Raw genomic sequence first — 25,268 nt, forward strand, 5'->3', positions numbered from 1 at the left:
TGGCAAGCAGATCGTCTGCGCAGCGATGCGCAAGCTGCTGAACATCGCCTATGGCGTCTTGAAATCGGGCCAGCCATTTGACGCAAAACTGGCCCTTGCTCACTAGGAATCAAGACGGTATCTACGCGGCGAGGCCCTGTTGTCGGTTCGGAGGCTTCGCGTTTGCGGGGGTTACGGCGCATGACGGTGGTGAACCGGGCGTAGGGTGGACCGCGCTTCATCGGTCCACCCTTCGGGGTCATGCCGGACACCGCCATGATCGCGCCACCCGGTGGGCAGGCTTATTGGGTCAACGACAGCGGCACGCCCCAGATCGGGTCTTCCTTGCCCTGCTGGCGCAGCGGGGTGAGCTGCAGGGGCACGAGCCGGGACAGCATCTCCCGGTGCCTGTCGCTCAGGTAGCGCGGGGAGATGACGGAGGTGGCGAAATCCATGGGCGCCGGCCAGGTGTAGACGGTGAGGTTCTGCAGCGGGCACTCGACCTTCTGCGCATCGGTCGCCCGGCACTTGGAGCGCTGGTACTGGGCGCTGGGGCTCTTCAGGTGCATGCGCGGAGCCAGCACCAGCTGCCCGCCCTGGACGGTGAAGCTGGCGAGCGCCTTGTCCGCCGGCAGGCGTGCCTGGACCTTGATCGACGGGACGTCCCGGGAGTCGGTCTGCTGGTAGTAGCCGGCCCCCGCGCCCTGGGTGGTCTGGCTGTACTGCTGCTCGCCCCAGGCCACGCAGGCGCCGCTGGCCACGTGCACGGCGGTGCAGACCTTCTCGCTCTTCAGCTCGCTGCCGTAGGTTGCGTCCTTCCACACCTCTTCGCGGTAGTACTCGCGGTACAGCTCGGTGGACAGGTACGCGGTGCCGTTGGGGCCTTTGCCCGAGCCGGCCGGGCCGCTGCGGGCGCCGACCTCGTCGAGCACGCCGCGAATCTGGTAGTCGTCGCCCCCGGTGAGCAGGTACTTGCCGGGCGGCAGGATGTGCACTTCGAAGGCCGTGAACAGGTTGTTGGGCTTGGGGTCGCGCTGCAGCTCGTTGGTCTTGAAGCGGCGGCCGAAGGTGATGGTCGGGTCGCTCTCGTTCTGCCAGATCACCGTGGGCGTCCACTGGGTCATGGTCAGCGCGTCGTTCAGCGTCTTGTGCGGCATCACGTCGGCCACCAGCACCACGGCCATGTTCGCCTTGAGCGCGGCGTCCACCTTGTCCAGCAAGGGCCCGTTGCTCGGGTCGTCCATGCCGTAGCCGCTGGTGTAGGGCTCGGGCACGCAACCGGCGAGGGAGAAGGCAAGCAGCAAGGCGGAAGGCAGGGCAAGAAGCGGGCGAGGCAGTCGCATGCATCGATCCTTGATAGGGGCCGGGACGGGATCGGCGATTGTCACCGCCCCGATGCGCCAGCGAAATAGTGCGGATGGGCTAGGCCGGCACGCTCGGCAAGCGTGCCGGCCGCTGCTCAGAACATCTCGTCCAGCTGCTCGAAGAACAGGCGCCTGGCCGGCTGGTCCGGGATACCCAGCCGGGCGATGAAGCGGTCGGCGGTTGCCGGCGACAGCTCCTCGGCGATGTTGCGGTGGGCGAAGGCGATGTCCAGCCAGCGATCCGCCAGGCCGCCGCGCCCCAGGTCGATGAAGTGCAGCCGCTCCCGGGCGTCGAGAAAGAGGTTGGCGTCGCACAGGTCGCCATGGGAGAAGACCCGGTCCTCGGTCGGCACGCTGGCGTGCAGGTGGCCGATCAGCGCCTCGGGCGTCGGCAGCTCGGGCCAGGTGTCCGGGTCCCAGTCATCGGCGATCAGCCCCTGGTCGACCAGGTACTCCAGCTCGTGCAGGCGCACGGCGGCCGAGGAATCGAACGGGCAGCCGTCGACCGGCACCGCCTGCAGCAGGCGCAGGGCTTCGGCGAAGGCCTGGTACACGGAGGGCTCGTCTTCCATCAGCTCGGCGAGCGGCCTGCCGGGCACCGCACGGGTGATCATGAACTCATGCCCGTCGCCGGCGGCGCAGGCCACCACCTCGGGCACCTGGAGCTTGCCGTCGAGCCACTGCAGGACGCTGGCCTCGCGCATCACGCTGTAGGTGGTGGGCGCGTAGATGGCGGCGCTCGCCTTGAGGAAGAAGCGGTCGTTGCCACGCTCGAACGCGTGGACTTCGCATGGGGACTCACCGACGCAATCCCGCGTCAGGGGCGCGCCGTCGATGAAGCACGCGATGCTCTGGGGCAGTACGAATGGCATGGAACCCGCCTGTCGTGGATGGAAAGCGCGCAACGATAGCGCAAGGCGTGAAGCCCGGCAGCGGCGCAATTGTGACAGGCGTTGAACAGCGGCCACGCCGGGTCAACGCCCTGCCGCGGCGGGTTCGCGCCCCTCCTCCTTGCCCAGCGACAGGAACACCACCAGCGCCAGGCCGGCGAGCAGCACGGCAGCGGACAGCAGCACCGTACCGTGGGCGGCGGCGAAGGCTTCGCGCCCGGCCTGGGCCAGCGAGGCGGCCAGGGTGGCGTCGAGGCGTTCGGCAGTGACCAGGGTGTCCGCCAGCGAGCGCATCGCCGGGTCCTTCACCGCCTCGGGCACACCGCCGGGTAGCTGGATGGCGGCCGCATAGACGCTGGAGAGCAGCACGCCGAAGGCGGTGATGCCCAGCCCCGTGCCCATCTCGTAGCCGGTGGCCTCCAGCGCGCCAGCGGCCCCCGCCTTGCTGGCCGGCGCGGCGCCCATGATGGCGATGGACGATGCGGTGAGGCCGATGCTCAGGGCCAGGCCCAGCAACACCAGCAGGCCGGCCACCCAGGCGCCGTCGTTCAGGTCGCTCAACCCCAGGCCCGCCAACGCGACGGCCGAGCACAGCAGCGTGGTGGTCGCCACCCGGCGCAGGCCGACCAGGGCGACGAGGTAGCCGGCCAGCGGCCCGCCGACACCGGCGGCGATCATCAGCGGCAGCAGGAACAGTCCGGCTTGCAGTGGCGTGCGGCCGAGCACCAGTTGCAGCTCCTGGGCGATGGTCAGCTCGGTGCCGGCCAGGGCGCCGGAGACCACCAGCGCCATGATCAGCCCGGAGCGGATCGCCGGCCGCGCGAACAGGCCGAGATCGAGCATCGGCTCGGCGCTGGTGAGCTGGCGGCGCACGAAGTCGGCCAGCAGCGCGAGGCCCAGCAGCAAGGTGGCGGCACTGGCCCAGGACGGGCCGCCGGGCGTGAGGCCGGATTTGAGCGCATGCACGCTGGCGATGATGCCGGCGATCAGCAGCAGTGCCTGGCCGATCTTCCAGCCACCGCTGCCACTGCCGGCATCACGGGGCACCAGCACATGGGCCAGGGGCCAGATGATCGCCATCAACGGCAGGTTGATGAGGAACACCGAGCCCCACCAGTAATGCTCCAGCAACGCGCCCCCCACCAGCGGGCCCAGGGCCGCACCGGCGGAGGCCACCGTGCCCCACAGGCCCAGGGCGATGCCCCGCTCCCTGGGCGACTCGAAGGCGCGCCGGATGATCGCCAGGGTGCAGGGCAGCACCATGGCTCCGCCCACCGCCATCCCCGCGCGGGCGGCGATCAGGGCCGCTGCCGTGGGGGCGTAAGCCGCCGCACAGGACATGGCGACGAACACCAGCAGGCCGGCGAGCAGCATGAAGCGGCTGCCGATGCGGTCCGCCAGGGTGCCCATGGGCACCAGCAGGCCGGCCATGATCAGCGGGTAGATGTCGATGATCCACAGCACCTGCTCGCCGCTGGCCCCGAGGGACAGGGTCAGCGACGGCACGGCGATGTGCAGCACCGTCATGTCGATGACGATGGGCAGGTAGGCCAGGACCACCACCAGCAGGATCAGCCAGCGGTTGCCCGGAGGGTGGCTCGAACTCATCGGCTCTCCAGGCTGGCGTCGGCACCGCTCCAGCCGCCACCCAGGGCGCGGAACAGGTCGACCAGGGCGAGCTGCCGCTGGGTGCTGGTCTCGATCAGCGTGGAGTCGTTGAGGAAGGCGCTGCGCTGGGCATCCAGGTAGCGCAGGTGGCTGTCCACGCCGCCTTCGTAGCGGGCCTTGGCCAGCTTCAGGGTCTCGTTGCTGGTGTTGGCCAGGGCGCGGCGGGCCGCTTCCTCGCGGCGCAGGGTGTCGGTGGCGGCCAGGGCGTCGGCCACTTCGCGGAAGGCGGTCTGGATGCTGCCTTCGTAGGCGGCCACGGCGGCGTCCTTGCGCACTTCGGCGAGGTCCAGGTTGGCGGCGTTGCGGCCGGCATCGAAGATCGGCAGCGTCAGGGTCGGCATGAAGCTCCAGGCGCGCGAGCCGCCATCGAACAGGCCGGACACCTCGGCGCTGGAGCTGCCATAGCTGCCGGTGAGGCTGATGCGCGGGAAGAATGCCGCCCGCGCCGCACCGATATCGGCGTTGCGCGATTTCAGCCGGTGCTCGGCTGCGAGGATGTCCGGGCGCCGCTCCAGCAGTGCCGAGGGCGCGCCGGGGGCGATGTCCTGGATCAGCAGCAGCTCGTCACGGGGCGTCTCGGGCAGCGAGCGGGCGGCATCCGGGGTGCCGACCAGCAGCACCAGCGCGTTGAGTGCCTGCTGCTTCTGCCGCTGGTTGGCCTCCAGTTCGGCGCGGGATTGCTCCACCAGCCCGAGGGCTTCCTGGTGGTCCAGCGCGGTGGCGGCACCGGCGGCGCGGCGCTGGGCGGTGAGGTCGAGGGAGTCCTCGCGGCTTTCCAGGGTCTGCCGGGTCAGGGCCAGGCGGCGCTGGGCGCCGTCGTAGGTCAGGTAGGCCTGGGTGACTTCGGCGACCAGGGCGATGCGCGCGCTGCGACCCGCTTCCTCGGTGGCCAGGTACTGCTCCAGGGCCGAGTCGGTGAGGCTCTTGACCCGGCCGAACAGGTCCAGTTCGTACTCGGGCAGGCTCACGCCCACCTGGTAGCTGCTGGTGACGCTGGAGGCACCGGTGCTGGAAAGCTCCCCCGGCACCCGCTGGCGATTACCCGAGGCACTGGCGGCGAGCCCCGGCACCCGGTCGGCGCGCTGGATGCGGTATTGCGCGCGGGCCTGCTCGATGTCGAGCAGGGTCTGGCGCAGCGAGCGGTTGTTGGCCAGCGCCTCCCCCACCAGCCGACGCAGGTCGGCGTCGACGATGAAGGTGCGCCAGTCCAGCTCGCTGGCGGCCTGGCCCTGCCTGGCGGCGGGGCCGGTCCATTGCGCGGCCACCGGGGCTTCGGGGCGTTCGTAGGTGGGGGCCATGGAGCAGCCGCCCAGGGTCAGTGCGATCAGGAGCGCCGATGCGCTGAAGACGTTTCTGTGCATGGCGATCACTCCAGGACCTTGGTGGTTTCTTGGCTGGCCGCCGGGCGGCTGCGCAGCAGGGACAGCACCCAGACGAAGCAGATGGGCACGAAGATGACGCCCAAGAGCGTGGCGCTGAGCATGCCGCCGATGACGCCGGTGCCGAGGGCGCGCTGGCTGGCGGCACCGGCGCCGGTGGCGAGGGTCAGCGGCACCACGCCGAGGATGAAGGCCATGGAGGTCATGATGATCGGGCGGAAGCGCAGGCGAGCGGCCTCGATGGCGGCCTCGCGCAGGCTGTGGCCCTGCTCCCAGAGCTCCTTGGCGAACTCGACGATGAGGATGGCGTTCTTCGCCGCCAGGCCGATGATGGTGATCAGGCCGACCTTGAAGTACACGTCGTTGGGCATGCCGACCGAGGTCACCGCGAGCACCGCGCCGAGGGCGCCGATGGGCACGATGAGCATCACCGACAGCGGGATCGCCCAGCTCTCGTAGAGCGCCACCAGCAGCAGGAACACGACCAGGATGGCCAGGGCGAACAGCTGCACCGCCTGGCCGCTGGCGACCTTCTCCTGGTACGACAGGCCCGTCCACTCGTAGCCGATGCCTTCGGGCAGCTGGCCCACCAGGTGTTCGAGCTCGGCCATGGCCTCGCCCGTGCTGACGCCGGGCGCGGCGTCGCCGGCGATGCGGATCGACGGGTAGCCGTTGTAGCGCACCAGTTGCACCGGGCCTTCTTCCCAGCGGGTGGTGACGAAGGCGGAGAGCGGCACCTGCTCGCCCCTGGCGTTGCTGACGTAGAGCTTGAGCACGCTTTCCGGCGTCATCCGCGCGCCCTGCTCGGCCTGCACCACCACGCGTTGCTGGCGGCCGGCGTTGGAGAAGTCGTTGATCACCGAGGAGCCGAACGCGGTGGACAGCGCGCTGCCGATGGTCTCGAAGCCGACGCCCAGGGCGCGGGCCTTCTCGCGGTCGATCTCCAGGCGCAGCTGCGGCGCTTCGGCCAGGCCTTCCATCATCGCGTAGAGGATCTTCGGGTTGCCGTTGGCCTGGCCCAGCAGCTGGTCACGGGCGGCCAGCAGGGCTTCGCGGCCGAGGCCGCCACGGTCCTGCAGGCGCAGGGCGAAGCCGCCGGAGTTGCCCAGGCCGTCGATGGGCGGCGGGGTCACGGCCATGATCGCGCCGTCGCTGACGCCGGCGAGGTTCTGGTTGGCCAGCAACGCCTCGGCCCCGGCCGATTGCTCGTCGCTGCGCTCGGACCAGTCCTTCAGGGTGGGGAACGCCAGCGCGGCGTTCTCGCCCATGCCGGAGAAGCTGAAGCCCATGACCAGGAAGGTGTTGGCCACCGCCTCGCGGGCGCCCAGGTACTGCTCCAGCTGCTGGCCGGTGACATCGGTGCGCGCACGGGTGGCGCCGGGCGGCAGCTGCACGTCGACGATCATGTAGCCCTGGTCTTCCACCGGTACGAAGGATTCCGGCAGGCGCAGGTAGAAGTAGCCGAGCAGTGCCACCAGGCCGGCGTACACCAGCATGAAGCGCCCGGCACGTTTCACCAGGCCGCCGTTGAGGCGGGTGTAGCCCTGGGTGAGGCCGGTGAAGCCGCGGTTGAAGGCGCCGAAGAAGCCGCGCTTCTCATGGTGCCCCTGGGGGATCGGCTTGAGCAGCGTGGCGCACAGGGCCGGGGTGAAGGTCAGGGCGAGGAAGCCGGAGAACAGGATCGACACGGCCAGCGACAGGGAGAACTGCTGGTAGATGACGCCCACGGAGCCGGCCATGAAGGCCAGCGGCAGGAACACCGCCGACAGCACCAGGGTGATGCCGACGATGGCGCCGGACACCTGGCCCATCGCCTTGACCGTGGCCGCGCGCGGCGACAGGCCTTCCTCGGCCATGATCCGCTCGACGTTCTCGACCACGACTATGGCGTCGTCCACCAGGATGCCGATGGCCAGCACCATGCCGAACATGGTCATCATGTTCACCGAGAAGCCCAGCAGGTACATGACGCTCAGCGTGCCCGCCAGGCACACCGGCACGACGATGGCCGGGATCAGGGTGTAGCGCACGTTCTGCAGGAACAGGAACATCACCAGGAACACCAGCACCATGGCTTCCAGCAGGGTGTGGATCACCTTCTCGATGGCCACGTCGACGAAGCGCGAGGTGTCGTAGGGCACCGAGTATTCGACGTCGTCGGGGAAGCTCACCGACAGCTCGGCCAGGCGTTGCTTGATCGCCTCGGCGGTCTGGATGGCGTTGGCGCCCGGGGACAGCTGGATGGCACCGGCCACCGAGGGCTTGCCGTTGAGGCGCGAGGAGAAGTTGTAGCTCTCGCTGCCCACTTCCAGGCGGGCCACGTCGGCCAGCTTCACCGAGGAACCATCGGGGTTGGCACGCAGCACGATGCGGCCGAACTCGGTCGCATCGTCCAGGGTGCCCTTCACCGCGAGGGTGGCGGTCAGCTCCTGCTCGGTGCTGCCCGGCGAGCTGCCGAAGGCACCGGCCGGCACCTGCACGTTCTGCCCACGGATGGCGGCGCTCACGTCGTCGATGGACAGGCCGTAGCCCACCAGCTTCTGCGGGTCGATCCAGACGCGCATGGCCGCTTCCGAGGAGAAGAACTGCAGCTTGCCGACGCCGGTCACCCGGCGCAGTTCGTTGTTGATGTTGCGCGCGGCGTAGTCGCCGAGGAAGGTGGTGTCGCTGCGCTGGGCACCTTCCTTGTAATTGAGGGCGTAGATGAGCAGGAAGCCGGCGCTGGTCTGCTCGACCTCGACCCCCTGGGTGAGCACGGCCTGGGGCAGGCGCGACTCGGCCTTCTTCAGGCGGTTCTGCACGTCCACCTGGGCCAGCTCCGGGTTGACGCCGGGCTGGAAGGTGACCACCACCTCGCCGGTGCCATTGGAGTTGCTGGTGGACTCGAAATACAGCAGGCCCTTGGCACCGTTGAGCTCTTCCTCGATCACGCTGGTGACCGAGTCCACCAGCACCTGCGCCGAGGCGCCCGGGTAGGTGGCGGTGATGGTGATCTGCGGCGGCGCGACGTTGGGGTACTGGGCCACCGGCAGCATCGGGATGACCAGCAGGCCGGCCAGGGAGATGAACAGCGCCACCACCCAGGCGAAGTTGGGGCGCTTGATGAAGAACAGAGACATGGACGTTTCCTCGTGGCGATACCGGCCTTACTGGCGGGCTGCCTGTTGCTCCTGGGTGGGACGCGCCTCGACCTTGGCGCCCGGCTGCAGGCCGGTGAGGCCGCCGACGATCACGCGGTCGCCGCTGGCCAGCCCCTGGCTGATCTGCCAGCGCGCGCCCTGCATGGCACCGGTGTGCACGGGGCGGGCCTCGACACGCTCGTCGGCGCCGATCACCAGCACCAGGGCGCTGCCGTCGGCCGCCCGCTGCACAGCGCGCTGGGGCACCAGGATGGCGTTGGCATCGCTGCCCTGGGGCGCACTCACCCGGACGTACATGCCGGGCAGCAGCACACCGTCGGGGTTGGCGAACTTGCCACGCAGGGACACCTGGCCGGTGCCCGGGTCCACCGAGACGTCGGTGAACAGCAGCTCGCCCTGGCGCTCGTAGTCGGTGCCGTCGACGTGGATGCGCAGCGCCTGGCTGTCGTCGGCGGAGAGCGTGCCGCCCTTGAGCGCTTCACGCAGGCGCAGGGCGTCGGCCACCGGCTGGGTGAAGTCGGCATAGATGGGGTCCAACTGCTGGATGCGCGCCATGAGCGTGGTCTCGCCCTGCCCCACCAGCGCACCTTCGGTGACCAGCGCGCGGCCGATGCGACCGGAGATGGGCGCCTTGACCGAGGCATAGCCGAGGTTCAGGCGCGCGGTCTCCAGGTCCGCCTGGGCCGTACGCACCGCCGCCCTGGCGCTGCGCAGGTCGGCGGTGGCGGTGTCGAAGTCCTGCTGGCTGACCGCCTCGATCCTGGCCAGCGGCTCGTAGCGCTTGACCCGCGCCTGGGCCTCGAAGAGGGTCGCCTCGGCGCGCGCCAGCTCGCCCTCGGCACGGGAAACCGCCGCCTTGAGCGGTGCCGGGTCGATCTGGAACAACAGGTCGCCGGCCTTGACGTCCGCCCCCTCCTCGAAACGCTTCTGCACCACGATGCCCGCGACCCGGGCACGCACCTCGGCCACACGCACGGGCTCGATGCGCCCCGGCAGCTCGGTGGTCAGCACCAGCGGCTCGGCCACCACCGCCACGACGTCCACCGGCCTGGCCACTTCGGCAGCCGCTTCCGGCTCGCCCGATGCCCCGCAACCGGCCAGCGCCATGGCTGCAACCCATACCGAGACGGTTCCTACTGCACGCAATCTGCCCATGTTTCACCCGGACCCTAGACTGGAAAGGCGCGCATGATCTTTCATAGATCTAAATGAGTCAATATTGTCTCATTTGAATCTTTTGTTATTAATCATGTCGTTCACCGTTGAAGCCCGAGGGTTTTTCTGCACAATGCGCCCAATCCGAAAATCAACGCAGGACCCTTCCATGGCGCTGACAGCACAAGACGAACGACTCATCAAGGCGCTGGCCGTCGCCTTCGTCGAGCGGCCGCGCGCCACGCTGAAGGAGCTGGCGGAAGCGGCCGGCGTGAGCAAGGCCACGCTGCACCGCTTCTGCGGCACCCGGGACAACCTGGTGGAGATGCTCATCACCCACGGCGAAACGGTGATCGGCCAGATACTCTCCGCCGGCGACCTGCAGCACGCCGAGCCGCTGGACGCGCTGCGCAGGCTGATCGGCGAACACCTGATGCACCGCGAACTGCTGGTGTTCCTGATGTTCCAGTACAACCCCGACACCCTCGACCCGAAGGCCGAGGACGATCGCTGGCAGAGCTATTGCGTCGCCCTGGACAGGTTCTTCCTGCGCGGCCAGCAGGAGGGGGTGTTCCGCATCGATATCAGCGCGGCAGTGCTCTCGGAGCTGTTCCTCTCGCTGATCTTCGGCATCGTCGACGCCGAACGCCGTGGCCGCATGGCCAGGTCCGGCTCGGCGGTGATCCTCGAGCAGATCTTCCTCCACGGTGCGGCGGCGCCGACCCGCGCCTGACGGCGAGAGTGGTCGCAGGCTGCCCCAGCTCCACCGAAGAGCGAACCGCCCCAGCAGCACTCGCGATCGGAGGGCCGCACAACGAAAAACGCCGCCTCCCCAGCAACGGGGAGGCGGCGCTCTTTCAGGGGCGCAGCGGCGGTCAGCGCAGGCCGTCGACCATCGCGGCGGCAACGCTGAGCACGTCCTGGCCGAGCTTCATGGAGCGCTTGCCGTCCCAGCCCGTTTCCGGGTTGGGGTTGTCGTCGTGGTCCTTGAACGGCATCTCGATGGTGAACGACAGGCAGTCGAACTCCATGCCGACGGCGTTGCAGGCCAGGGTGGTGTTGGCCTTGCCGGGTTCGTCCTTCGGGTAGCCGTAGCGGGTCTGGAAATCGGCGCCGATATCCACCAGGCGGTTGCGGAACTCGTCTTCCAGGCGTTCCAGGCGCTTGCTGTAGCCGGGGTTGCCTTCGCAGCCGGCGGTGAACACGTGGGGGATCTCCTCGTCGCCGTGGATGTCGAGGAACAGGTCCACGCCGACCTTGCGCATCTGCTGCTGGACGAAGAACACCTCGGGGCTCTCGGCCTCGCTGGCCGATTGCCAGGCGCGGTTGAGGTCCTTGCCGGCGGCGTTGGTGCGCAGGTGGCCACGGAAGGCGCCATCAGGGTTCATGTTCGGCACCAGGTAGAGGTCGGCCTTGGCCAGCAACTCGTTCAGCTCGGCGTCGTCCTTGTTCTTCAGGCGCTCGATCACGCCTTCCATGTACCACTCGGCCATGTGCTCGCCGGGGTGCTGCTGGGCGATGATCCAGATCTTGCGCTGGGCCGCCGGGTTGCGGCTGACCCGCAGCAGCTGGATGTCGCGGCCCTCGATGCTCTTGCCGGTGGCGAACAGCTCGGCGCCGGCGTTGGCCAGGGCGTCGGCGATCAGGCGGTCGTGGCGTTCGCGGCTGTAGGGCTCGAAGTAGGCGAACCAGATCTGCCCCTCGCGTGGCTGCAGGCCGAAGTGCAGGCCTTTCTCGTCGAAGTGGCTGGGCACGCGGAACCAGTTGACGTGGTCATAGGAGGCAGCGGCGTTGTAGCCGGTCCAGGCGTGGGCGTAGGCCGACTGGCCGGCGTTCACCAGGCTGAAGTCGTGGCGTTGGCCGGGGGTCATGCCCTCGACCTTGAAGTGGAACCACTGGAAGTGATGGCTCTTGAGGTCCGGGCGCATCGCCAGCAACAGGTGCTGCGGATTGCTGGCGTCCTTCACCTCGATATTGCCGCTATCGAAGTCCGAGCTGATTTTCATGGCTACCTCAGGCGTGGGTATCAGGGTTGCGCGAAAGGATGGCAGGTCGCCCGGCACGGCGAAACGCGCCAGGCGACAAAGAGTTGCGCAGAAGGGTAATCAGCGGGCTTCGAGGCGCGCCAGGCGCTCTTCGAGTTCGGCGACGCGGGCCTCCAGCTGCTCGATGCGCGAGTCGCTGGCGGCACGGCTCTCGCTGCGCTCCGGGGCGCTCTGCCGCGCGGCCAGCAGCTCGTCGAGGTCGGCCTTCTCGCCCAGCAGGTGCATGTAGCGATCCTCGCGCTGGCCCGACTGGCGCGGGATCAGGGTGACGAGGCCACGCGCGGCGAGGCGTTCGAGGTTGTGCTGCACCTGCTCGACGTCGTCGAACTCATGCATGCGGCCGCTGCGGGTCAGCAACTCGTTGAGGGTCTGCGGGCCGCGCAGCAGCAACAGGCCGAGCAGGATCAGCTGCCCATGCACCAGCTCCAGGGTCTTCTCCGCACGCTGCTCCCAGCGGTCGGCCCGGCTGCCCATCACCAGGCGCGCGAGCCCGCGTCCCTCGAGCACCCGCATGCCCTGCCCCACCTGGCCGGGAGTCAGGTTCATCACCGGCTCGCGGCTGGTCTTCTGGTTGCTGGCCAGTACCAGCGCGTTGAGGGTCAGCGGGTAGGACTCCGGCGTGGTGGCCTGCTTTTCGATCAGGCTGCCGAGCAGGCGGACCTCGACGGCAGAAAGGGGCTCGTTGCTGAAGGGGGTTTCGATCTCGCTGGACATGTCGCCATCCGATGGTGGGAAAGGGCCATAGCCTAGCGTGACTCCCCGCTCCTTTGCACCGCATCGCGTCCCTGGGCACGCAGTGTTCGCTTCCCTGAACAGCCGAGCCGGCCACGGTACCCGGAAGATGCCTTGATCAACCCAATCAATCGAATAAATAGATTGTTATCATTTGGCGAAAAAGTCTTTTACGGAAGGTTTCAAGTGCCTAACAACACCCCATTTTATTGCGTAAGTATCTGATTTATAAGCATTCCAACTCAACTATCGACGGGATCGATGTAGACCATTACCGATATCCACTTCTTTATCGATTTTTCATCCGTAACATTGGCCCCGTGTTCACTTTAAACCCCACTTGAAACCACGAGGCACCCAAAATGAAAAAGCAAATCCTTGCCAGCCTGTTCATCGCTTCCCTGTCCGCTACCGCGTTCGCCCTGCCCCAAGGCGCCGCGCAGACCCAGCAGACCGTCGCCAGCGGCGCCGAGCGCACCATCAATCGCCTGGCTGAAGACGGTTCCGACCGCACTCCCGGCTTCCGCGTTGCCGAAGACGGTTCCGACCGCACCCCGGGCTTCCGCGTCGCCGAAGACGGCTCCGACCGCACTCCGGGCTTCCGTGTCGCCGAAGACGGTTCCGACCGCACCCCCGGCTTCCGTGTCGCCGAAGACGGTTCCGACCGCACTCCCGGCTTCCGCGTTGCCGAAGACGGCTCCGACCGCACTCCCGGCTTCCGTGTCGCCGAAGACGGCTCCGACCGCACCCCGGGCTTCCGCGTCGCCGAAGACGGCTCCGACCGCACTCCCGGCTTCCGTGTCGCCGAAGACGGTTCCGACCGCACTCCGGGCTTCCGTGTCGCCGAAGACGGTTCCGACCGCACTCCGGGCTTCCGTGTCGCCGAAGATGGTTCCGACCGCACTCCGGGCTTCCGCTTCTCCTGACAGGCCGCTGCACAGGTTGCAATCCGACCCAGGAATCCCGTGCGAGGTCTGAGCGATGTACCCAGCCCGTAAATGCTGAAGGCGCCCTCGAGGCGCCTTCAGTGCTTCTACCCTTCCGCTTTTCCCGCCGTCACTCCGACGCCGTAGCCGGTGGCTGCAAAGGGCGCAGCGGAATCGGCGCCGACATCACGATGGACGTTCGCGTCTCGCCGAAGTGGTTGATGCTGCCGACGAAGCGTTCCAGGTGGCGGATGTTGCGCGTCACCACCCGCAGGATGAACGAGTCCTGCCCCGTCACATGCAGGCATTCCAGCACTTCCGGCATCTGCTGAAGCAGCGCGACCAGGCGTGCCTTGTCCGGCTGGGGCGTGGTCATGCCGATCAACGCCATCACCTCGTAGCCGACATGTTCGGCGGATACGCAGGCGCGATAGCCCTCGATCACCCCGGACTCTTCGAGGCGCTTGAGGCGCTCCGATGTCGCCGGCAGCGAAAGCGCCACCCGGTTGGCCAGTTCGGTGAGCGAAATACGCCCTTCGTCCTGAATGGCCTGGAGGATTTTCCAGGATTTGGCATCGATTTCCACTTTTAAGGCCTCTATCGAAATTCACATAAACAATTCAGGCAAAGCCAGGTAATTACCATAGTTATTGCATTCAAAGATCGGCATCAGCGCCGCAGAATAAGGCCATCCCAATGACCTCACCGGTGGCCCGGATGGACCTCGCGCTGTTCTTCAAATCCGCCCTGATCGGCTTGTCCATCGCTGCCCCCGTGGGCTCCGTGGGCCTGCTCTGCATCCAGCGCAGCCTGGACCACGGCGCCCGCATCGGCTTTCTCAGCGGCCTGGGCGCCGCGCTCGCCGACGCCTGTTTCGGTGCCCTGGGGGCCTTCGGGGTGCAGGCGCTGATCCAGGCCTTCGTGGCACTGGCCACGCCCCTGGCGCTGGTCGGCTCGGGCTTCCTCGCCTGGATGGGCCTGCGCCTGCTGCGCGCCACGCCGGCCCGCCGCGCCGCCGCCCTGGTCGAGCCCGGCAACGGCTGGAAGGCGCTGGCATCGGTCTTCGCGCTGACGCTCACCAACCCCATGACGATCCTGGCCTTCATCGCGGTCTTCGCCGGCCTCGGTGCCGGCGCGACGCCCGGTACGGCGAGCGCGCTGCTGATGGTCGCCGGGGTGTTCTGCGGCTCGGCGCTGTGGTGGCTGGCCCTGGCGCTGGGCGTGGCTGCCGTACGCCACCGCTTGAACGCCGGCCTGCTGCGGCGCATCGACCAGGCGGCCGGGCTGTTCCTGCTCGGTTTCGCCGCCTGGCAGCTGGCGCGGGTTCTGGCCGTCTAGGCCATCTGGGTGATGGTGCGGCGGAACCGGGTCAGGGCGGCGAAGAAGAAGGCGCTGCCGATGCCGATGATGGCGAGGAATTGCGGCCAGACGATGTCCAGCCCCGCACCGCGGTAGAGGATGCCCTGGGCCAGGGCGACGAAATGGGTGGTGGGCGCTGCCAGCATGATCTGCTGCACCAGCTCGGGCATGCTCTCGCGCGGGGTGGTGCCGCCGGAAAGGATCTGCAACGGCATCAGCACCAGGATGGTCAGCAGCCCCAGCTGGGGCATGGAACGCGCCACGGTGCCGAGGAAGATGCCCATCGACGTGGTGGCGAACAGGTGCAGCGCCGCCGCCACCAGGAACAGCCCCAGCGAGCCCTCGATGGGCACCGCCAGCCAGCCGCGCACCACGAACACCAGCGACAGCGCGGCCGCCACCAGTACCACCGCGCCCATGGACCAGACCTTGGCCAGCATGATCTCGAACGCCGACAGCGGCATCACCAGCAGGTGCTCGACGGTGCCGTGCTCGCGCTCGCGGATCAGCGCCGCGCCGGTGAGGATGATCGACAGCATGGTGATCTGGTTGATCACCTCCATCACGCCGCCGAACCAGGCCTGGGTCAGGTTGGGGTTGAACAGCGTGCGTACCGTCAGCTCCGCCGGCATCGCGTTCGTCCCCCGATAGCGGGCGACGAATTCGTTGACCTCGGTGGCAACGATGTTCTGGATGTAGCCCGCGCCGCTGAAGGCCTGGCCGATCTGCGTGGCGTCGACGTTGAGCTGCACCGCCGGGTTGCGGCCGGCGAGCACGTCGCGCTGGAAGTCGGGCGGGATGTCCAGGGTGAAGGTGTAGAGGCCGGTGTCCATGCCCCGGTCCATGCGCCCCTGGTCGATCAGTTCGGGCGCGCGGAAGTACGGCGGCTGGAAGGCGTTGACCAGGCGCGTGGAGAGCTGCGAGCGGTCCTCGTCGACCACCGCGATGGGCGCATGGTGCAGGGTTTCCGGAATGCCGGTGGCGGAGCTGTACACGCCCAGGCTGAAGGCCCAGAGGATCAGCAGCAGCATCGCGTAGTCGCGCTGCAGGCTGCGGAACTCCTTGAGCCCCAGGTTGAAGATATTGGCCAGGCTGCGCATGGGTCAGGCCTCCTGCTTCTTCAGCGCGAGCACGCTGAACAGGGTGAGCAACGGGATGGTCAGCAGCAGCGGCACGAAGTAGTAGGCCAGGTCGGCGAAGCCCAGTGCCTTGGAGAACACGCCCCGGCTGATGATGAGGAAATGGGTGGCGGGATAGGCCTGGCCGATGAGCGCCGCCGCGCCTTCCAGGGACGACACCGGGTGCACCAGCCCGGAGAACTGGATGGCCGGCACCATGGTGGCGATGGCGACGCCGAACACCGCGGCGATCTGGCTGCGCATGAAGGTGGAGAGGAACAGGCCGAGCCCGGTGGCGGCCGTGACGTAGCACAGCGCGGCGAGCACCAGGGTGACGAAGCTGCCCTTGAGCGGCACGCCGAACACGAACACCGCCAACGCCACCATCAGCAGGAAGCTGACCATGCCCATCGCCACATAGGGCAGCTGCTTGCCCAGCAGGAACTCCAGCCGCGTGACCGGCGTGACGTAGAGGTTGGTGATCGAGCCCAGCTCCTTCTCGCGCACCACGCCGAGGGCGGTGAGCATCGCCGGAATCATGATCAGCAGCAGCGGGATCACCGCCGGCACCATGGCCTTGAGGCTTTCCACGTCCGGGTTGTAGCGGTAGCGCACCTCGACGCTGGCGGCACTCCGGCCGCCCCCTTCGGGCGACTGCCGGCCGAGTTCGGCGAGGTAGCCCAGGTGCATGCCCTGCACGTAGCCGGCGACGGTGTTGGCGCGGGTCGGCATGGAGCCGTCGATCCACACGCCGATGGCGGGGCTGGCGCCACGCTTCAGATCACGGCCGTAGCCGGGCGGGATTTCCACGGCCAGGCTCAGCTCGCCGCTGCGCATGCGCCGGTCCAGTTCCGCGTAGTCCTGGATCGGCGCGCGCTCGATGAAGTAGCGCGAGCCGGAGAGGTTCAGTGCGTAGGCCTGGCTGGTGGTGGTCTGGTCGCGGTCGAGCACCGCATAGGAGAGGTCCTCGACGTCCATGCTGATGCCGTAGCCGATGATGAACATCAGCAGCACGGTGCCGAGCAGGGCCAGGGTCAGGCGGATCGGGTCGCGACGCAGCTCCATGGCCTCGCGCCGTGCATAGCTGAACAGCCGCTGCGGGCTGAAGCCGCGCCCGGCACGGGCGGTTTCGGTCGACCGGGTCGCCGGGGCCGCCTCGGCAGGGGCCTTGCCGGCGATGCCGGCGGCCTCCTCCAGGTAGGCGATGAAGGTCGCCTCCAGGCTCGGCAGGCCACGAGCGGCCACGAGGTTCGCCGGGGTGTCGCTGGCCAGCACGCGGCCGGCGTGCATCAGCGAGATACGGTCGCAACGCTCGGCCTCGTTCATGAAGTGGGTGGAGATGAAGATGGTCACGCCATCGTTGCGCGACAGGTCGATCATCAGCTCCCAGAAGCCGTCGCGGGCCACCGGGTCGACCCCGGACGTGGGCTCGTCGAGGATGAGGATCTCCGGCTCGTGGATCACCGCGACCGCCAGGGACAGGCGCTGGCGGATGCCCAGCGGCAGCGCTTCGGGCAGCTCGTCGGCCACGCCCGCCAGGTCGAAGCGCTGCATCATCGCCGCCACCCGCGCCTCGATGCGCTCGGCCGGCAGGTGGAACAGCCGCGCATGCAGCACCAGGTTCTGCCGCACCGTCAGCTCGCGGTACAGGGAGAACGCCTGGGACATGTAGCCCACCCGCCGCCGGGTGGCCATGTCGCCGGCATCCACCGGCTGGCCGAACAGCGCGCAACTGCCTTCGCTGGCGGGCAGCAGGCCGGTGAGCATCTTCATGGTGGTGGATTTGCCGCAGCCATTGGAGCCGAGGAAACCGAAGATCTCGCCGCGCTCGATGCGGAAGCTGACGCGGTCGACGGCGACGAACTCGCCGAAGCGGCAGGTCAGCCCGTCCGCCTCGATGGCCACGGCACGCTCGCCCTCGGGCAGCGGCGGGATCACCAGGCGCCGGTGGTCGCGGCGCTTCTCTTCCGGCAGCAGGGCGATGAAGGCCGCCTCCAGGCTGTCGGTGCCGGTCTGGGTGCGGATTTCGGCGGGGCTGCCGGTGGCCAGCACGCGCCCGGCGTCCATCGCCACCAGGCTGTCGAAGCGCTCGGCTTCTTCCATGTAGGCGGTGGCCACCAGCACGCTCATGCCGTCGCGGCCCTGGCGGATACGGGCGATCAGCTCCCAGAACTGGTTGCGCGACAGCGGGTCGACGCCGGTGGTGGGCTCGTCGAGGATCAGCAGGTCCGGGTCGTGGATCAGCGCGCAGCACAGGCCGAGCTTCTGCTTCATGCCGCCGGAAAGCTTGCCCGCCGGGCGCTCGCGGAACGGGTCGAGGCCGGTGCTGCGCAGCAGGTCGTCGATGCGCCGCTCGCGCTCGGCGCGGTCGTGGCCGAACAGGCGGCCGAAGAAGTCGAGGTTCTCGAACACCGTCAGCGTCGGGTAGAGGTTCTTGCCCAGCCCCTGGGGCATGTAGGCGACGCGCTGGCAGATGGCGCGGCGGTGGCGGGCCGAGCGCATGTCGCCGCCCAGCACCTCGATCTCGCCCTGCTGCATCTTCCGCGCGCCGGCCAGCAACGCCAGCAGGCTGGACTTGCCGACGCCGTCCGGGCCGATCAGGCCGACCATGCGGTTGGCCGGGATCGCCAGGTCGACCTCGTGCAGGGCGAAGGTTTGGCCGTAGGCCAGGCTGACCCCGGCCAGGTGGGCGACGCTGCCGTCGGAGGCGTTCATCAGGGCACCTTCACCTGCAGGTGCTGCGGCCATTGCCGTTCGGCATCCAGGCGCAGGTAGGCCATGCCGGGCACGCCGGTCTTCACCGCGGTCATGTGCTGCTTGAGCAGCGCCGGGTCGATGCGCGCCTTGACGCGGAACATCAGCTTCTCGCGCTCGCTGGCGGTCTCCACCGTCTTCGGCGTGAACTGGGCGACGCTGGCCACGTAGGAGACCTTGGCGGGGATCACGTACTGCGGCACCGCGTCGATGATCAGCCGCACCTCGTCGCCCAGGTGCACGCGCCCGGCCTGGCCGGCGGGCAGGAAGAAGGTCATGTAGACGTCGCCCAGGTCCACCAGGTTGAGCAGCTTGCCGCCAGCCGGCAGCACTTCGCCCGGCTGCGCCACGCGGTATTGCACGCGGCCGGCGCGGGGGGCCTTGAGCAGGCTGTCGTCGATGTCCGCCTGCAGCCGGGCGACGCTGGCATTGGCCGCCTCGATGGCCGACTGCGCCTCGATCACCTGGGACTTGGCCGCCTCGATGCCGGCCTGGGCGGAGATCACCTGGGAGCGCGAGGCGGCCAGTGCCGCCTGGGCGCTCTGCATCACCGCGCGATCATCGTCCAGTTGCTGCTGGGGCATGGCGTTGCGCTTGACCAGGGTCTCGGTACGGGCGAAGCGCTTCTGGGTGGCCACCAGTTCCGCCTCGCGCTGGCTGACCACCGCCTTGGCCGTGGCCTGCTCGCTCTCACGCTGGGCCACCAGCGCCTGGGCGGTGAGCCGCGCGTTCTGGGCCTGGCGCACCTGCGCCTGGGCCTGGGCCAGCTGCGCCTGCAGCACCTGGGTGTCCATCTGCGCCACCGGCTGGCCGGGGGTGAGGAAGTCGCCCTCGTCGACCATTATCTCGGACACGCGGCCGGCGAGCTTGGTCGCCACGTCCACCTCGGTGGCTTCGATCCGCCCGTTGCCGCTGGCGAACCCCTCGCCCAGGCCGACCGGCCGCAACACCCACCAGGCGCCGGCGGCCACCGCCACGGCGGCCAGCAGTGCCGCCGCCCAGGTCAGTTTCTGCTTGCTTGGCTGCTTCATCTTGGTATCCCGAATGGCTGGATTTCGATGGGGGAAATCATCTGCCAAACGGCAATGAGTCACATTGACTCATGTCAGGTCGGCCTTTTTCCGCCCCTTCCGGCTCGACTTCCATCCAGACGAAGCCACGGCAGGCACCAACGACTTGATGTATGATTGCGCGCCTCGAACACGGCCAACCACGATCAACCCGGCGCCCATGCGCCCCCGGACCGACCATGAACACCAGCGAAACCACCAGCCCCGAGCAACAGCCCCAGACCGAAGGCAGCGCCGAGGCGGCCGCCCCGGCCAAGGCCGTGAAGAAGCAGAACGTGCCCTGGTACCAGACCCTCAAGTCCCACGACCGCGGCCAGCGCCCCGGCGCGGCACCACGCGGCTCGCGCCGCTCGATGGGCAAGCGCTGATCCGGCGCACCGGCACAAAAAAAGCCAGCGTGATGCTGGCTTTTTTGTGGGCGCCCGGCGGGGTTACTGGCTGTTCTTGACCAGGCTCATGCGCTTCTCGGTGAACACGCAGATCACCCCGGCGTTGTTGTACATCACCTCGTGGTTGAAGTTGCAGTACGCCGCGGCAACGCTCAAGGGAAGCTGCTCGCTGCTCCAGCGGGCCGGCTTGAACCAGGACAGCTCGCCTTCCTTGCACTGGCGCGCCTCGGCATCGGAGCTGTAGGTGCAAAGCACAGACTGGTCGACTTCCCCCTTGAAGCAACCGGCCAGGGGAAGGAAGCAAAGGCCTGCCAACAGAAGTTTGGTGTGGGTACGCATGACAGCTCCGGAATCGGCATGTGAAGGAATCAGTGCCGATTTGAACCAGCCCAGCGGCACGGGTTCCGTGGCGTCGGCAAAGATTTCCAGCGCATCCGCCCAGCAGGCCCCCGCGTTCGCGGGGGTCCACTGAAGCTCAGCGCCTGCGCCGCCGTCACGCCCCAGGCGGCAAAGCATCGCCGCACGCGCGCAGCCCAAGGCTCTGGTGGAAGCGCAGCAGGTAGCCGTCCGGGTCCTGGAGGAGGAAGTTGAGCTCACCGTGCGCCTGCTCGTCCCGGCGGTACCAGCGTTCCTCGGCTGCGCGCCGCAAGGACACCCCGGCCGCCTCGATGCGCGCGACCAACGCGAGCGCGTCGGCGCAACGGATCGACAGGTTGAGCCCACGCCCGAATGGCGGTTCCAGGGGCTCGACCCGCCACTCCGAGGCCTCGCCGTCGTCCTCCTCCAGCATCAGCTGGGCCTCGCCGAAGCGCAGGTAGGCGAAGCGGTGCTCGGGGCGCTGGTACGCCACGTCGAAACCCAGGACACGGCAATAGAAATCCAGGCTGCGGGCGAAATCGACGACCAGCAACTCCGGGACCAGGGCATTGAAATGCATGATGGGTTCCTTGCTCAGATGCCCACCCCGCATGGGCGGGCGCGCCACCTTAGCGCAGGATTCACCGACACTAAAAGCGCGGAGCACGGGTCTATAGTCCCTGCATCTTTCCCATCCGTAACGGAGCCCTCAATGGATACGACCCCGCACAACCTCGCCACCCTCTTCGAGCAGCTCGGCCTGGCATCCGAGCACGACAGGATCGAGGCCTTCATCGCCGACCACCCCCTCGCCGACGGCCAGAAGATCCACGAAGCGCCCTTCTGGAACGAAGCCCAGAGCGCCTTCCTGCGCAATGCCCTGGTGCAGGACGCCGACTGGGCCGTGGAGGTGGACGAGCTGGCGGTGCGTTTGTCGAAGTGAGTCGGCGAACAGCCAGAGAAGCACGTGGCTCAGATGTAGGGTGTGCTGCGCGCACCTGGACTCGCCGGAAGCACCGAGCGGAGGTGCGCACGGCACAACCTACGGCACGCGTTTGTCCTGATGGGTTCGGAACTCCGGCCCTCACCAGCAGCGCCGATAGCTCAGCAACACTCCTAGGACGCGATGCCTGAAGACCGAATGAAAAACGGCCCATGGGGGCCGTTTCGTTTTGCTGCGCAGGTACACCCGCTCGATCAGAAGTCCTGCACGGTCGGGCGCAGCACCACTTCGCTGATGTCCACGTCCGCCGGTTGCTCCACCGCGTAGGCGATGGCCCGGGCGACGGATTCGGCGGGGATCGCCAGCTTGTAGAACTCGCCCAGGGCCTGGCGGCTTTCCTCGTGGGAGCTGCCCAGCTTCAGTTCCGAATCCACCGCGCCGGGGGAGATGACGGTGACGCGGATATCGCCGCCCACTTCATGACGCAGGCCGTCGCTGATGGCGCGCACGGCGAACTTGGTGCCGCTGTACACGGTGCCGCCCGGGCTGAACACCTTGTGGCCGGCCACCGAGGCGACGTTGATGAACTGGCCACTGCGCTGTGCCTGGAACACCGGCAGCGCCGCCGCGATGCCGTAGAGCACGCCCTTGATGTTGATGTCGATCATGCGGTCCCACTCCTGCACCGGGGTTTCGGAGAGCGGCGCGATGGCCATCAGGCCGGCGTTGTTGACCAGCACGTCGATGCGGCCGAAGGCCTCGATGCCGCCCTGGACCAGGGCGCGGACCTGCGCCGGGTCGGTGACGTCGGTGGCGAAGGCCACGGCCTTGCCGCCGGCAGCGGTGATTTCGCTGACCAGCGCGTCGAGACGGTCGACGCGGCGCGCACCGAGCACCACCGAGGCGCCCAGGGCGGCCAGGTGCCGGGCGGCGGCTTCGCCGAGGCCGCTGCTGGCGCCGGTGATGACGATGACTTTGCCGTTGATGTTGTTGCTCATGTCGGGTTCCTCAGGTTGGCTGCCGGCAGGAGGGGTTCCTGCTGCTGGAGGCCAGTATGGAAATCCGATGACGCCCAGGGAATGGAAGGATTAGGATTGCGGAATTCCAGATTCCGGAACAGTCCGAAGGCCGCCGACATGCTCAACCGAATGGAAATGCTGCGCATCTTCTGCATCGCCGCCGAGTCCGCCAGCTTTCGCGAAGCCGCCACGCGCCTCGGCGCCTCCCCGCAGACGGTGACCCGGGCGATCAAGGACCTGGAGCAACTGGTGGGCGAGCCGCTGTTCCATCGCAGCACGCGACAGGTGCAGATCACCGCCTACGGCGAACTGCTGGCGGCCCAGGCGCGGGAGACCCTGGGCAGCTTCGACCAGCTGTTCCAGCGCCACGTCCGCCGGGGCCGGGACGAGATGGCCGGCCGCGTGGGCGTCGCTGCACCCCGCTCCATCGGCCGGCGCTTCGTGCTGCCGCTGCTGGCCGAGTTGCAACGCGAGCACCCCGAGATCGTGCTGGACATGCGCCTGTCGGACCAGATGACGGATTCGGTCGACGAGCAGATCGATATCGGCGTGCGCATGGGCTTCATCCGCGATCGCCGCTACATCGCCCGCCCCACGGCGACCGTGCCGCTCTACGTGGTGGGCGCGCCGGCACTGATCGAGCGCGTCGGCACCCCGGAAGACATCGATGCCCTGAACCGGCTGCCGACCACCGCGCTGATCGACGGCAATACCGGGCGCCTCTGGCCCTGGACCTTCGCCGAGGACCGCCAGCTGCAACCGCAGCGCGCCGCCTTCACCACCGACGACCAGGAGTGCGAATGCGAGGCGGTGCTGGCGGGCGTCGGCTTCGGGCAACTGCCCAGCTACCTGGTGACGCCGCACATCCGCAGCGGACGCATGGTGCGGGTGCTGGTCGACGACGAATCGCCGTCCTGGCAGATGTTCGTCTACCGGCCCCAGCGCGGCCCGGTGTCACCCCGGGTGCGGCGGGTGTTCGATCGGCTGGTGGAACGGCTTTCCGATCCGACCTGGGTTCCGCTGGAACCCTGACCTCGCGGCAAATCGGATGGGTAGAGCGCGGCGAAACCATCGATCCGTACCTGGAACACCGCGATCATCGGCGCCCCCAGCATGGGTTTCGCACGGCTCTACCCATCCTACGAGTCGAACTCCGGCCCGTAGGATGGCGTGGAGCGCAGCGAAACCCATCGATCCGAGCCTGGAACACCGCGACCATCGGCGACCCCAGCATGGGTTTCCCACGGCTCTACCCATCCTACGAGTCGAACTGCGGCCCGTAGGATGGGTAGAGCGCAGCGAAACCCATCGATCCGTACCTGGAACACCACGATCATCAGCGCCCCCAGCATGGGTTTCGCACGGCTCTACCCATCCTGCGAGTCGAACTGCGGCCCGTAGGATGGCGTAGAGCGCAGCGAAACCCATCGATCCGTACCTGGAACACCACGATCATCGGCGACCCCCAGCATGGGTTTCGCACGGCTCTACCCATCCTGCGAATTGAACTCCGGCGCAGCGAAACCCATCACCGCCGTTGTCCGGGGTTCACTCGGCTATATCGATGACGATCTTGCCGAAGGCGGTGCCCTGCTCCACCGCGTCGTGGGCGTCGTGGGCGGTCGCCAGGGTGAAATGACGCGGGTCGAGCACCGGCTTTAGCTTGCCGGCCTCCACCAGGCGCGTGGCGTCGGCGAGGACTTCGCCGTGGTGGGCACGGCCCTCACCGGTAAGCATCGGCAGCAACACGAACACGCCATTGACGGTCGCCGCCCGCAGCGAGGATGGCGCCAGGCTGTGGGTGCCGAAGGCGGCACAGCTGACCACATGGCCACGGATGCGCACCGACTCCAGGGCGTCGTCGAGGGAGCTGCCGCCCACGGTGTCGTAGACCACGTCGAAGCCCTTGCCGCCGGTGAAGGCCGCCACGTAATCGGCCGCCTTGGTGGTGTGGTAGTCGATGGGCGTGGCGCCCAGGCCGCGCACCATCTCGTGCTTGGCCGGCGAGGCGGTGGCGAACACCTCGGCGCCGAAGGCCTTGGCGATCTGCACGGCGATATGGCCCACGCCGCCGGAACCACCGGTGACCAGCACCGTCTGCCCGGCATGCAGGCGCGCGCTGTCCACCAGGCCTTCCCAGGCGGTGAGGAACACCAGCGGCAGTGCCGCGGCTTCGCGCATGCTCAGGTTCTTCGGCTTCAGCGCCAGCAGGCGCCAGTCCACCGCAGAGAATTCGGCCAGGGTGCCTTGCAGGCCGCGCACGCCGCCGACCAGGCCGTAGACCTCGTCACCCACCTTGAAGCGGCTGACGCCCGCGCCCACCGCCTCGACCACGCCGGCCAGCTCGGTGCCCAGCACCGCCGGCAGCACCGGGTCGGCATAGGGCGCCCGGCCGGTGCGGATCTTGTAGTCGATGGGGTTGACCCCGCTGGCCTCGATACGCACCAGGACCTGGCCCTCGCCGGCGACCGGGCGGGCGATCTCCTGCTGGATGAAACGGCCGCTCTGGTAATCCTCGAGCACGAGGGCGCGCATGGTGACGGGGTTGGACATGGTTTCACTCCTTGCAATCAGTCTCGCCGAGGTCTGCCCCGGCATCCGGCGCCCACTATAGAGCCGCCGCGAAAGCGAGGAAACAGGCGGCGAAACCGCATCCTCCGGCAGCGCAACGGCAAGCATCGACGTCACTGATACTCACCATCAGCCCCTTTCAATTCTCCGATTGCCAGCGCACCGGCAAGATTCGCTCATCGGCCTTGTGCCCCATGAACCGAGATGCCAGCCATGACCGCCTACTCGAAAATCGTCGACAGCAGCTACCTGGTCACCCACGTCACCCTGGATGAATTCCATCTGCACTTCGAAACCGAAGTCGCCGTCTGCCAGGAAGACGGCACCTTCGAGATGCTCCAGGCGCCGACGCCGATTGCCGAGCGTCGCGCCCTGCGCCAGCTGATCCGCAACCAGGCCGCCTGATTCCG

The 25,268-nt window shown here is 68.1% G+C and carries 23 protein-coding genes and 1 pseudogene; 8 read left to right on the forward strand and 16 right to left on the reverse strand.

The window, feature by feature from the left end:
* Positions 1-106, forward strand: a pseudogene (locus DMX10_RS19835) (IS110 family transposase); the annotation flags it as partial.
* 175 nt (positions 107-281) lie between these two features.
* Here the strand turns inward: DMX10_RS19835 and DMX10_RS19840 are convergent.
* The 6 genes from DMX10_RS19840 to DMX10_RS19865 form a co-directional block, all read right to left on the reverse strand.
* A complete protein-coding gene (locus DMX10_RS19840) occupies positions 282-1,322 on the reverse strand; it encodes a hypothetical protein (RefSeq protein ID WP_111262668.1) in 1,041 nt (346 codons plus the stop codon).
* Between the two features lie 116 nt (positions 1,323-1,438).
* Positions 1,439-2,215: an APH(3') family aminoglycoside O-phosphotransferase gene (locus DMX10_RS19845; protein ID WP_111262669.1), complete on the reverse strand. Its 777-nt coding sequence runs from the start codon at positions 2,213-2,215 to the stop codon at positions 1,439-1,441.
* Between the two features lie 102 nt (positions 2,216-2,317).
* Complete coding sequence (locus tag DMX10_RS19850) at positions 2,318-3,841, reverse strand: MFS transporter (RefSeq protein ID WP_111262670.1); 1,524 nt, start codon at positions 3,839-3,841, stop codon at positions 2,318-2,320.
* Positions 3,838-5,262: an efflux transporter outer membrane subunit gene (locus DMX10_RS19855; RefSeq protein WP_111262671.1), complete on the reverse strand. Its 1,425-nt coding sequence runs from the start codon at positions 5,260-5,262 to the stop codon at positions 3,838-3,840. Before DMX10_RS19855 ends, DMX10_RS19850 begins: the two co-directional genes overlap by 4 nt.
* A 5-nt stretch (positions 5,263-5,267) precedes the next feature.
* Positions 5,268-8,399 carry an efflux RND transporter permease subunit gene (locus DMX10_RS19860; RefSeq protein WP_111262672.1) on the reverse strand — a complete coding sequence of 1,044 codons (3,132 nt, stop codon included), beginning with the start codon at positions 8,397-8,399 and terminating at the stop codon, positions 5,268-5,270.
* A gap of 27 nt (positions 8,400-8,426) precedes the next feature.
* Positions 8,427-9,575, reverse strand: a complete 1,149-nt coding sequence (locus DMX10_RS19865; protein ID WP_111262673.1) for a MexC family multidrug efflux RND transporter periplasmic adaptor subunit — start codon at positions 9,573-9,575, stop codon at positions 8,427-8,429.
* Between the two features lie 169 nt (positions 9,576-9,744).
* On the opposite strand from DMX10_RS19865, the gene DMX10_RS19870 reads away from it, so the two are divergent.
* On the forward strand, positions 9,745-10,308 hold the full coding sequence (locus DMX10_RS19870) for a TetR/AcrR family transcriptional regulator (RefSeq protein WP_111262674.1): 564 nt from the start codon (positions 9,745-9,747) through the stop codon (positions 10,306-10,308).
* Between the two features lie 142 nt (positions 10,309-10,450).
* On the opposite strand, the gene DMX10_RS19875 is transcribed toward DMX10_RS19870, so the two are convergent.
* Positions 10,451-11,581, reverse strand: coding sequence for a M14-type cytosolic carboxypeptidase (locus DMX10_RS19875; protein WP_111262675.1), 1,131 nt, complete (start codon positions 11,579-11,581; stop codon positions 10,451-10,453).
* A 99-nt stretch (positions 11,582-11,680) separates the two neighbouring features.
* Positions 11,681-12,334, reverse strand: coding sequence for a YceH family protein (locus tag DMX10_RS19880; protein ID WP_111262676.1), 654 nt, complete (start codon positions 12,332-12,334; stop codon positions 11,681-11,683).
* 380 nt (positions 12,335-12,714) lie between these two features.
* Between DMX10_RS19880 and DMX10_RS32985 the strand changes: the two genes are divergently transcribed.
* A complete protein-coding gene (locus DMX10_RS32985; RefSeq protein ID WP_178082985.1) occupies positions 12,715-13,278 on the forward strand; it encodes a hypothetical protein in 564 nt (187 codons plus the stop codon).
* A gap of 130 nt (positions 13,279-13,408) precedes the next feature.
* Here the strand turns inward: DMX10_RS32985 and DMX10_RS19890 are convergent, their stop codons facing one another.
* Positions 13,409-13,864: an Lrp/AsnC family transcriptional regulator gene (locus DMX10_RS19890; protein WP_111262677.1), complete on the reverse strand. Its 456-nt coding sequence runs from the start codon at positions 13,862-13,864 to the stop codon at positions 13,409-13,411.
* Positions 13,865-13,995: 131 nt separating this feature from the next.
* Between DMX10_RS19890 and DMX10_RS19895 the strand changes: the two genes are divergently transcribed.
* Positions 13,996-14,616: a LysE family translocator gene (locus DMX10_RS19895; protein WP_111262678.1), complete on the forward strand. Its 621-nt coding sequence runs from the start codon at positions 13,996-13,998 to the stop codon at positions 14,614-14,616.
* Here the strand turns inward: DMX10_RS19895 and DMX10_RS19900 are convergent.
* The 3 genes from DMX10_RS19900 to DMX10_RS19910 are packed head-to-tail and all read right to left on the reverse strand — an operon-like array spanning position 14,613 to position 19,540.
* Positions 14,613-15,737, reverse strand: coding sequence for an ABC transporter permease (locus DMX10_RS19900; RefSeq protein ID WP_111262679.1), 1,125 nt, complete (start codon positions 15,735-15,737; stop codon positions 14,613-14,615). The genes DMX10_RS19895 and DMX10_RS19900 overlap by 4 nt on opposite strands.
* Before the next feature lie 3 nt (positions 15,738-15,740).
* On the reverse strand, positions 15,741-18,470 hold the full coding sequence (rbbA, locus tag DMX10_RS19905; protein ID WP_111262680.1) for a ribosome-associated ATPase/putative transporter RbbA: 2,730 nt from the start codon (positions 18,468-18,470) through the stop codon (positions 15,741-15,743).
* Positions 18,470-19,540 (reverse strand): HlyD family secretion protein, encoded by a 1,071-nt coding sequence (locus tag DMX10_RS19910; RefSeq protein ID WP_111262681.1) that lies wholly within the window; start codon positions 19,538-19,540, stop codon positions 18,470-18,472. Before DMX10_RS19910 ends, rbbA begins: the two co-directional genes overlap by 1 nt.
* A gap of 218 nt (positions 19,541-19,758) precedes the next feature.
* On the opposite strand from DMX10_RS19910, the gene DMX10_RS19915 reads away from it, so the two are divergent.
* A complete protein-coding gene (locus tag DMX10_RS19915; protein ID WP_111262682.1) occupies positions 19,759-19,947 on the forward strand; it encodes a hypothetical protein in 189 nt (62 codons plus the stop codon).
* A gap of 63 nt (positions 19,948-20,010) precedes the next feature.
* Here the strand turns inward: DMX10_RS19915 and DMX10_RS19920 are convergent, their stop codons facing one another.
* Both DMX10_RS19920 and DMX10_RS19925 read right to left on the reverse strand, forming a co-directional pair.
* Entirely contained in the window at positions 20,011-20,307 is a 297-nt protein-coding gene (locus DMX10_RS19920; protein ID WP_111262683.1) for a hypothetical protein, read from the reverse strand.
* Positions 20,308-20,461: 154 nt separating this feature from the next.
* Positions 20,462-20,905, reverse strand: coding sequence for a bleomycin resistance protein (locus DMX10_RS19925; protein WP_371921710.1), 444 nt, complete (start codon positions 20,903-20,905; stop codon positions 20,462-20,464).
* Between the two features lie 132 nt (positions 20,906-21,037).
* Here DMX10_RS19925 and DMX10_RS19930 point away from each other — a divergent pair, with 132 nt between their 5' ends.
* On the forward strand, positions 21,038-21,268 hold the full coding sequence (locus DMX10_RS19930) for a DUF2789 domain-containing protein (protein ID WP_111262684.1): 231 nt from the start codon (positions 21,038-21,040) through the stop codon (positions 21,266-21,268).
* 254 nt (positions 21,269-21,522) lie between these two features.
* On the opposite strand, the gene DMX10_RS19935 is transcribed toward DMX10_RS19930, so the two are convergent.
* Positions 21,523-22,266 carry an SDR family oxidoreductase gene (locus DMX10_RS19935; protein WP_111262685.1) on the reverse strand — a complete coding sequence of 248 codons (744 nt, stop codon included), beginning with the start codon at positions 22,264-22,266 and terminating at the stop codon, positions 21,523-21,525.
* A 138-nt stretch (positions 22,267-22,404) separates the two neighbouring features.
* On the opposite strand from DMX10_RS19935, the gene DMX10_RS19940 reads away from it, so the two are divergent.
* A complete protein-coding gene (locus tag DMX10_RS19940) occupies positions 22,405-23,319 on the forward strand; it encodes a LysR family transcriptional regulator (protein WP_111262686.1) in 915 nt (304 codons plus the stop codon).
* A 516-nt stretch (positions 23,320-23,835) separates the two neighbouring features.
* Here DMX10_RS19940 and DMX10_RS19945 read toward each other — a convergent pair.
* Positions 23,836-24,840 (reverse strand): zinc-dependent alcohol dehydrogenase family protein, encoded by a 1,005-nt coding sequence (locus DMX10_RS19945; protein WP_218281330.1) that lies wholly within the window; start codon positions 24,838-24,840, stop codon positions 23,836-23,838.
* 231 nt (positions 24,841-25,071) lie between these two features.
* Here DMX10_RS19945 and ptrC point away from each other — a divergent pair, with 231 nt between their 5' ends.
* Positions 25,072-25,263: a type III secretion system co-regulatory protein PtrC gene (gene ptrC / locus DMX10_RS19950; protein ID WP_111262723.1), complete on the forward strand. Its 192-nt coding sequence runs from the start codon at positions 25,072-25,074 to the stop codon at positions 25,261-25,263.
* Positions 25,264-25,268: the final 5 nt, after the last annotated feature.

Origin of the sequence: Pseudomonas sp. 57B-090624, assembly GCF_003234055.1 — a bacterium.
In the GTDB taxonomy this organism is placed as follows: Bacteria; Pseudomonadota; Gammaproteobacteria; order Pseudomonadales; family Pseudomonadaceae; genus Metapseudomonas; species Metapseudomonas tohonis.

Coding starts and splice junctions, on each gene's coding strand:
- DMX10_RS19940 (WP_111262686.1), top strand. CDS start 22,405: ATGCTCAACCGAATGGAAATGCTGCGCATCTTCTGCATCGCCGCCGAG.
- DMX10_RS19850 (WP_111262670.1), bottom strand. CDS start 3,841: ATGAGTTCGAGCCACCCTCCGGGCAACCGCTGGCTGATCCTGCTGGTG.
- DMX10_RS19865 (WP_111262673.1), bottom strand. CDS start 9,575: ATGGGCAGATTGCGTGCAGTAGGAACCGTCTCGGTATGGGTTGCAGCC.
- DMX10_RS19945 (WP_218281330.1), bottom strand. CDS start 24,840: ATGTCCAACCCCGTCACCATGCGCGCCCTCGTGCTCGAGGATTACCAG.
- DMX10_RS19925 (WP_371921710.1), bottom strand. CDS start 20,905: ATGCATTTCAATGCCCTGGTCCCGGAGTTGCTGGTCGTCGATTTCGCC.
- DMX10_RS19860 (WP_111262672.1), bottom strand. CDS start 8,399: ATGTCTCTGTTCTTCATCAAGCGCCCCAACTTCGCCTGGGTGGTGGCG.
- DMX10_RS19900 (WP_111262679.1), bottom strand. CDS start 15,737: ATGCGCAGCCTGGCCAATATCTTCAACCTGGGGCTCAAGGAGTTCCGC.
- DMX10_RS19895 (WP_111262678.1), top strand. CDS start 13,996: ATGGACCTCGCGCTGTTCTTCAAATCCGCCCTGATCGGCTTGTCCATC.
- DMX10_RS19875 (WP_111262675.1), bottom strand. CDS start 11,581: ATGAAAATCAGCTCGGACTTCGATAGCGGCAATATCGAGGTGAAGGAC.
- DMX10_RS19920 (WP_111262683.1), bottom strand. CDS start 20,307: ATGCGTACCCACACCAAACTTCTGTTGGCAGGCCTTTGCTTCCTTCCC.
- DMX10_RS19930 (WP_111262684.1), top strand. CDS start 21,038: ATGGATACGACCCCGCACAACCTCGCCACCCTCTTCGAGCAGCTCGGC.
- DMX10_RS19910 (WP_111262681.1), bottom strand. CDS start 19,540: ATGAAGCAGCCAAGCAAGCAGAAACTGACCTGGGCGGCGGCACTGCTG.
- DMX10_RS19855 (WP_111262671.1), bottom strand. CDS start 5,262: ATGCACAGAAACGTCTTCAGCGCATCGGCGCTCCTGATCGCACTGACC.
- DMX10_RS19870 (WP_111262674.1), top strand. CDS start 9,745: ATGGCGCTGACAGCACAAGACGAACGACTCATCAAGGCGCTGGCCGTC.
- DMX10_RS19935 (WP_111262685.1), bottom strand. CDS start 22,266: ATGAGCAACAACATCAACGGCAAAGTCATCGTCATCACCGGCGCCAGC.
- ptrC (WP_111262723.1), top strand. CDS start 25,072: ATGACCGCCTACTCGAAAATCGTCGACAGCAGCTACCTGGTCACCCAC.
- DMX10_RS19915 (WP_111262682.1), top strand. CDS start 19,759: ATGAACACCAGCGAAACCACCAGCCCCGAGCAACAGCCCCAGACCGAA.
- DMX10_RS19845 (WP_111262669.1), bottom strand. CDS start 2,215: ATGCCATTCGTACTGCCCCAGAGCATCGCGTGCTTCATCGACGGCGCG.
- DMX10_RS32985 (WP_178082985.1), top strand. CDS start 12,715: ATGAAAAAGCAAATCCTTGCCAGCCTGTTCATCGCTTCCCTGTCCGCT.
- DMX10_RS19840 (WP_111262668.1), bottom strand. CDS start 1,322: ATGCGACTGCCTCGCCCGCTTCTTGCCCTGCCTTCCGCCTTGCTGCTT.
- DMX10_RS19880 (WP_111262676.1), bottom strand. CDS start 12,334: ATGTCCAGCGAGATCGAAACCCCCTTCAGCAACGAGCCCCTTTCTGCC.
- rbbA (WP_111262680.1), bottom strand. CDS start 18,470: ATGAACGCCTCCGACGGCAGCGTCGCCCACCTGGCCGGGGTCAGCCTG.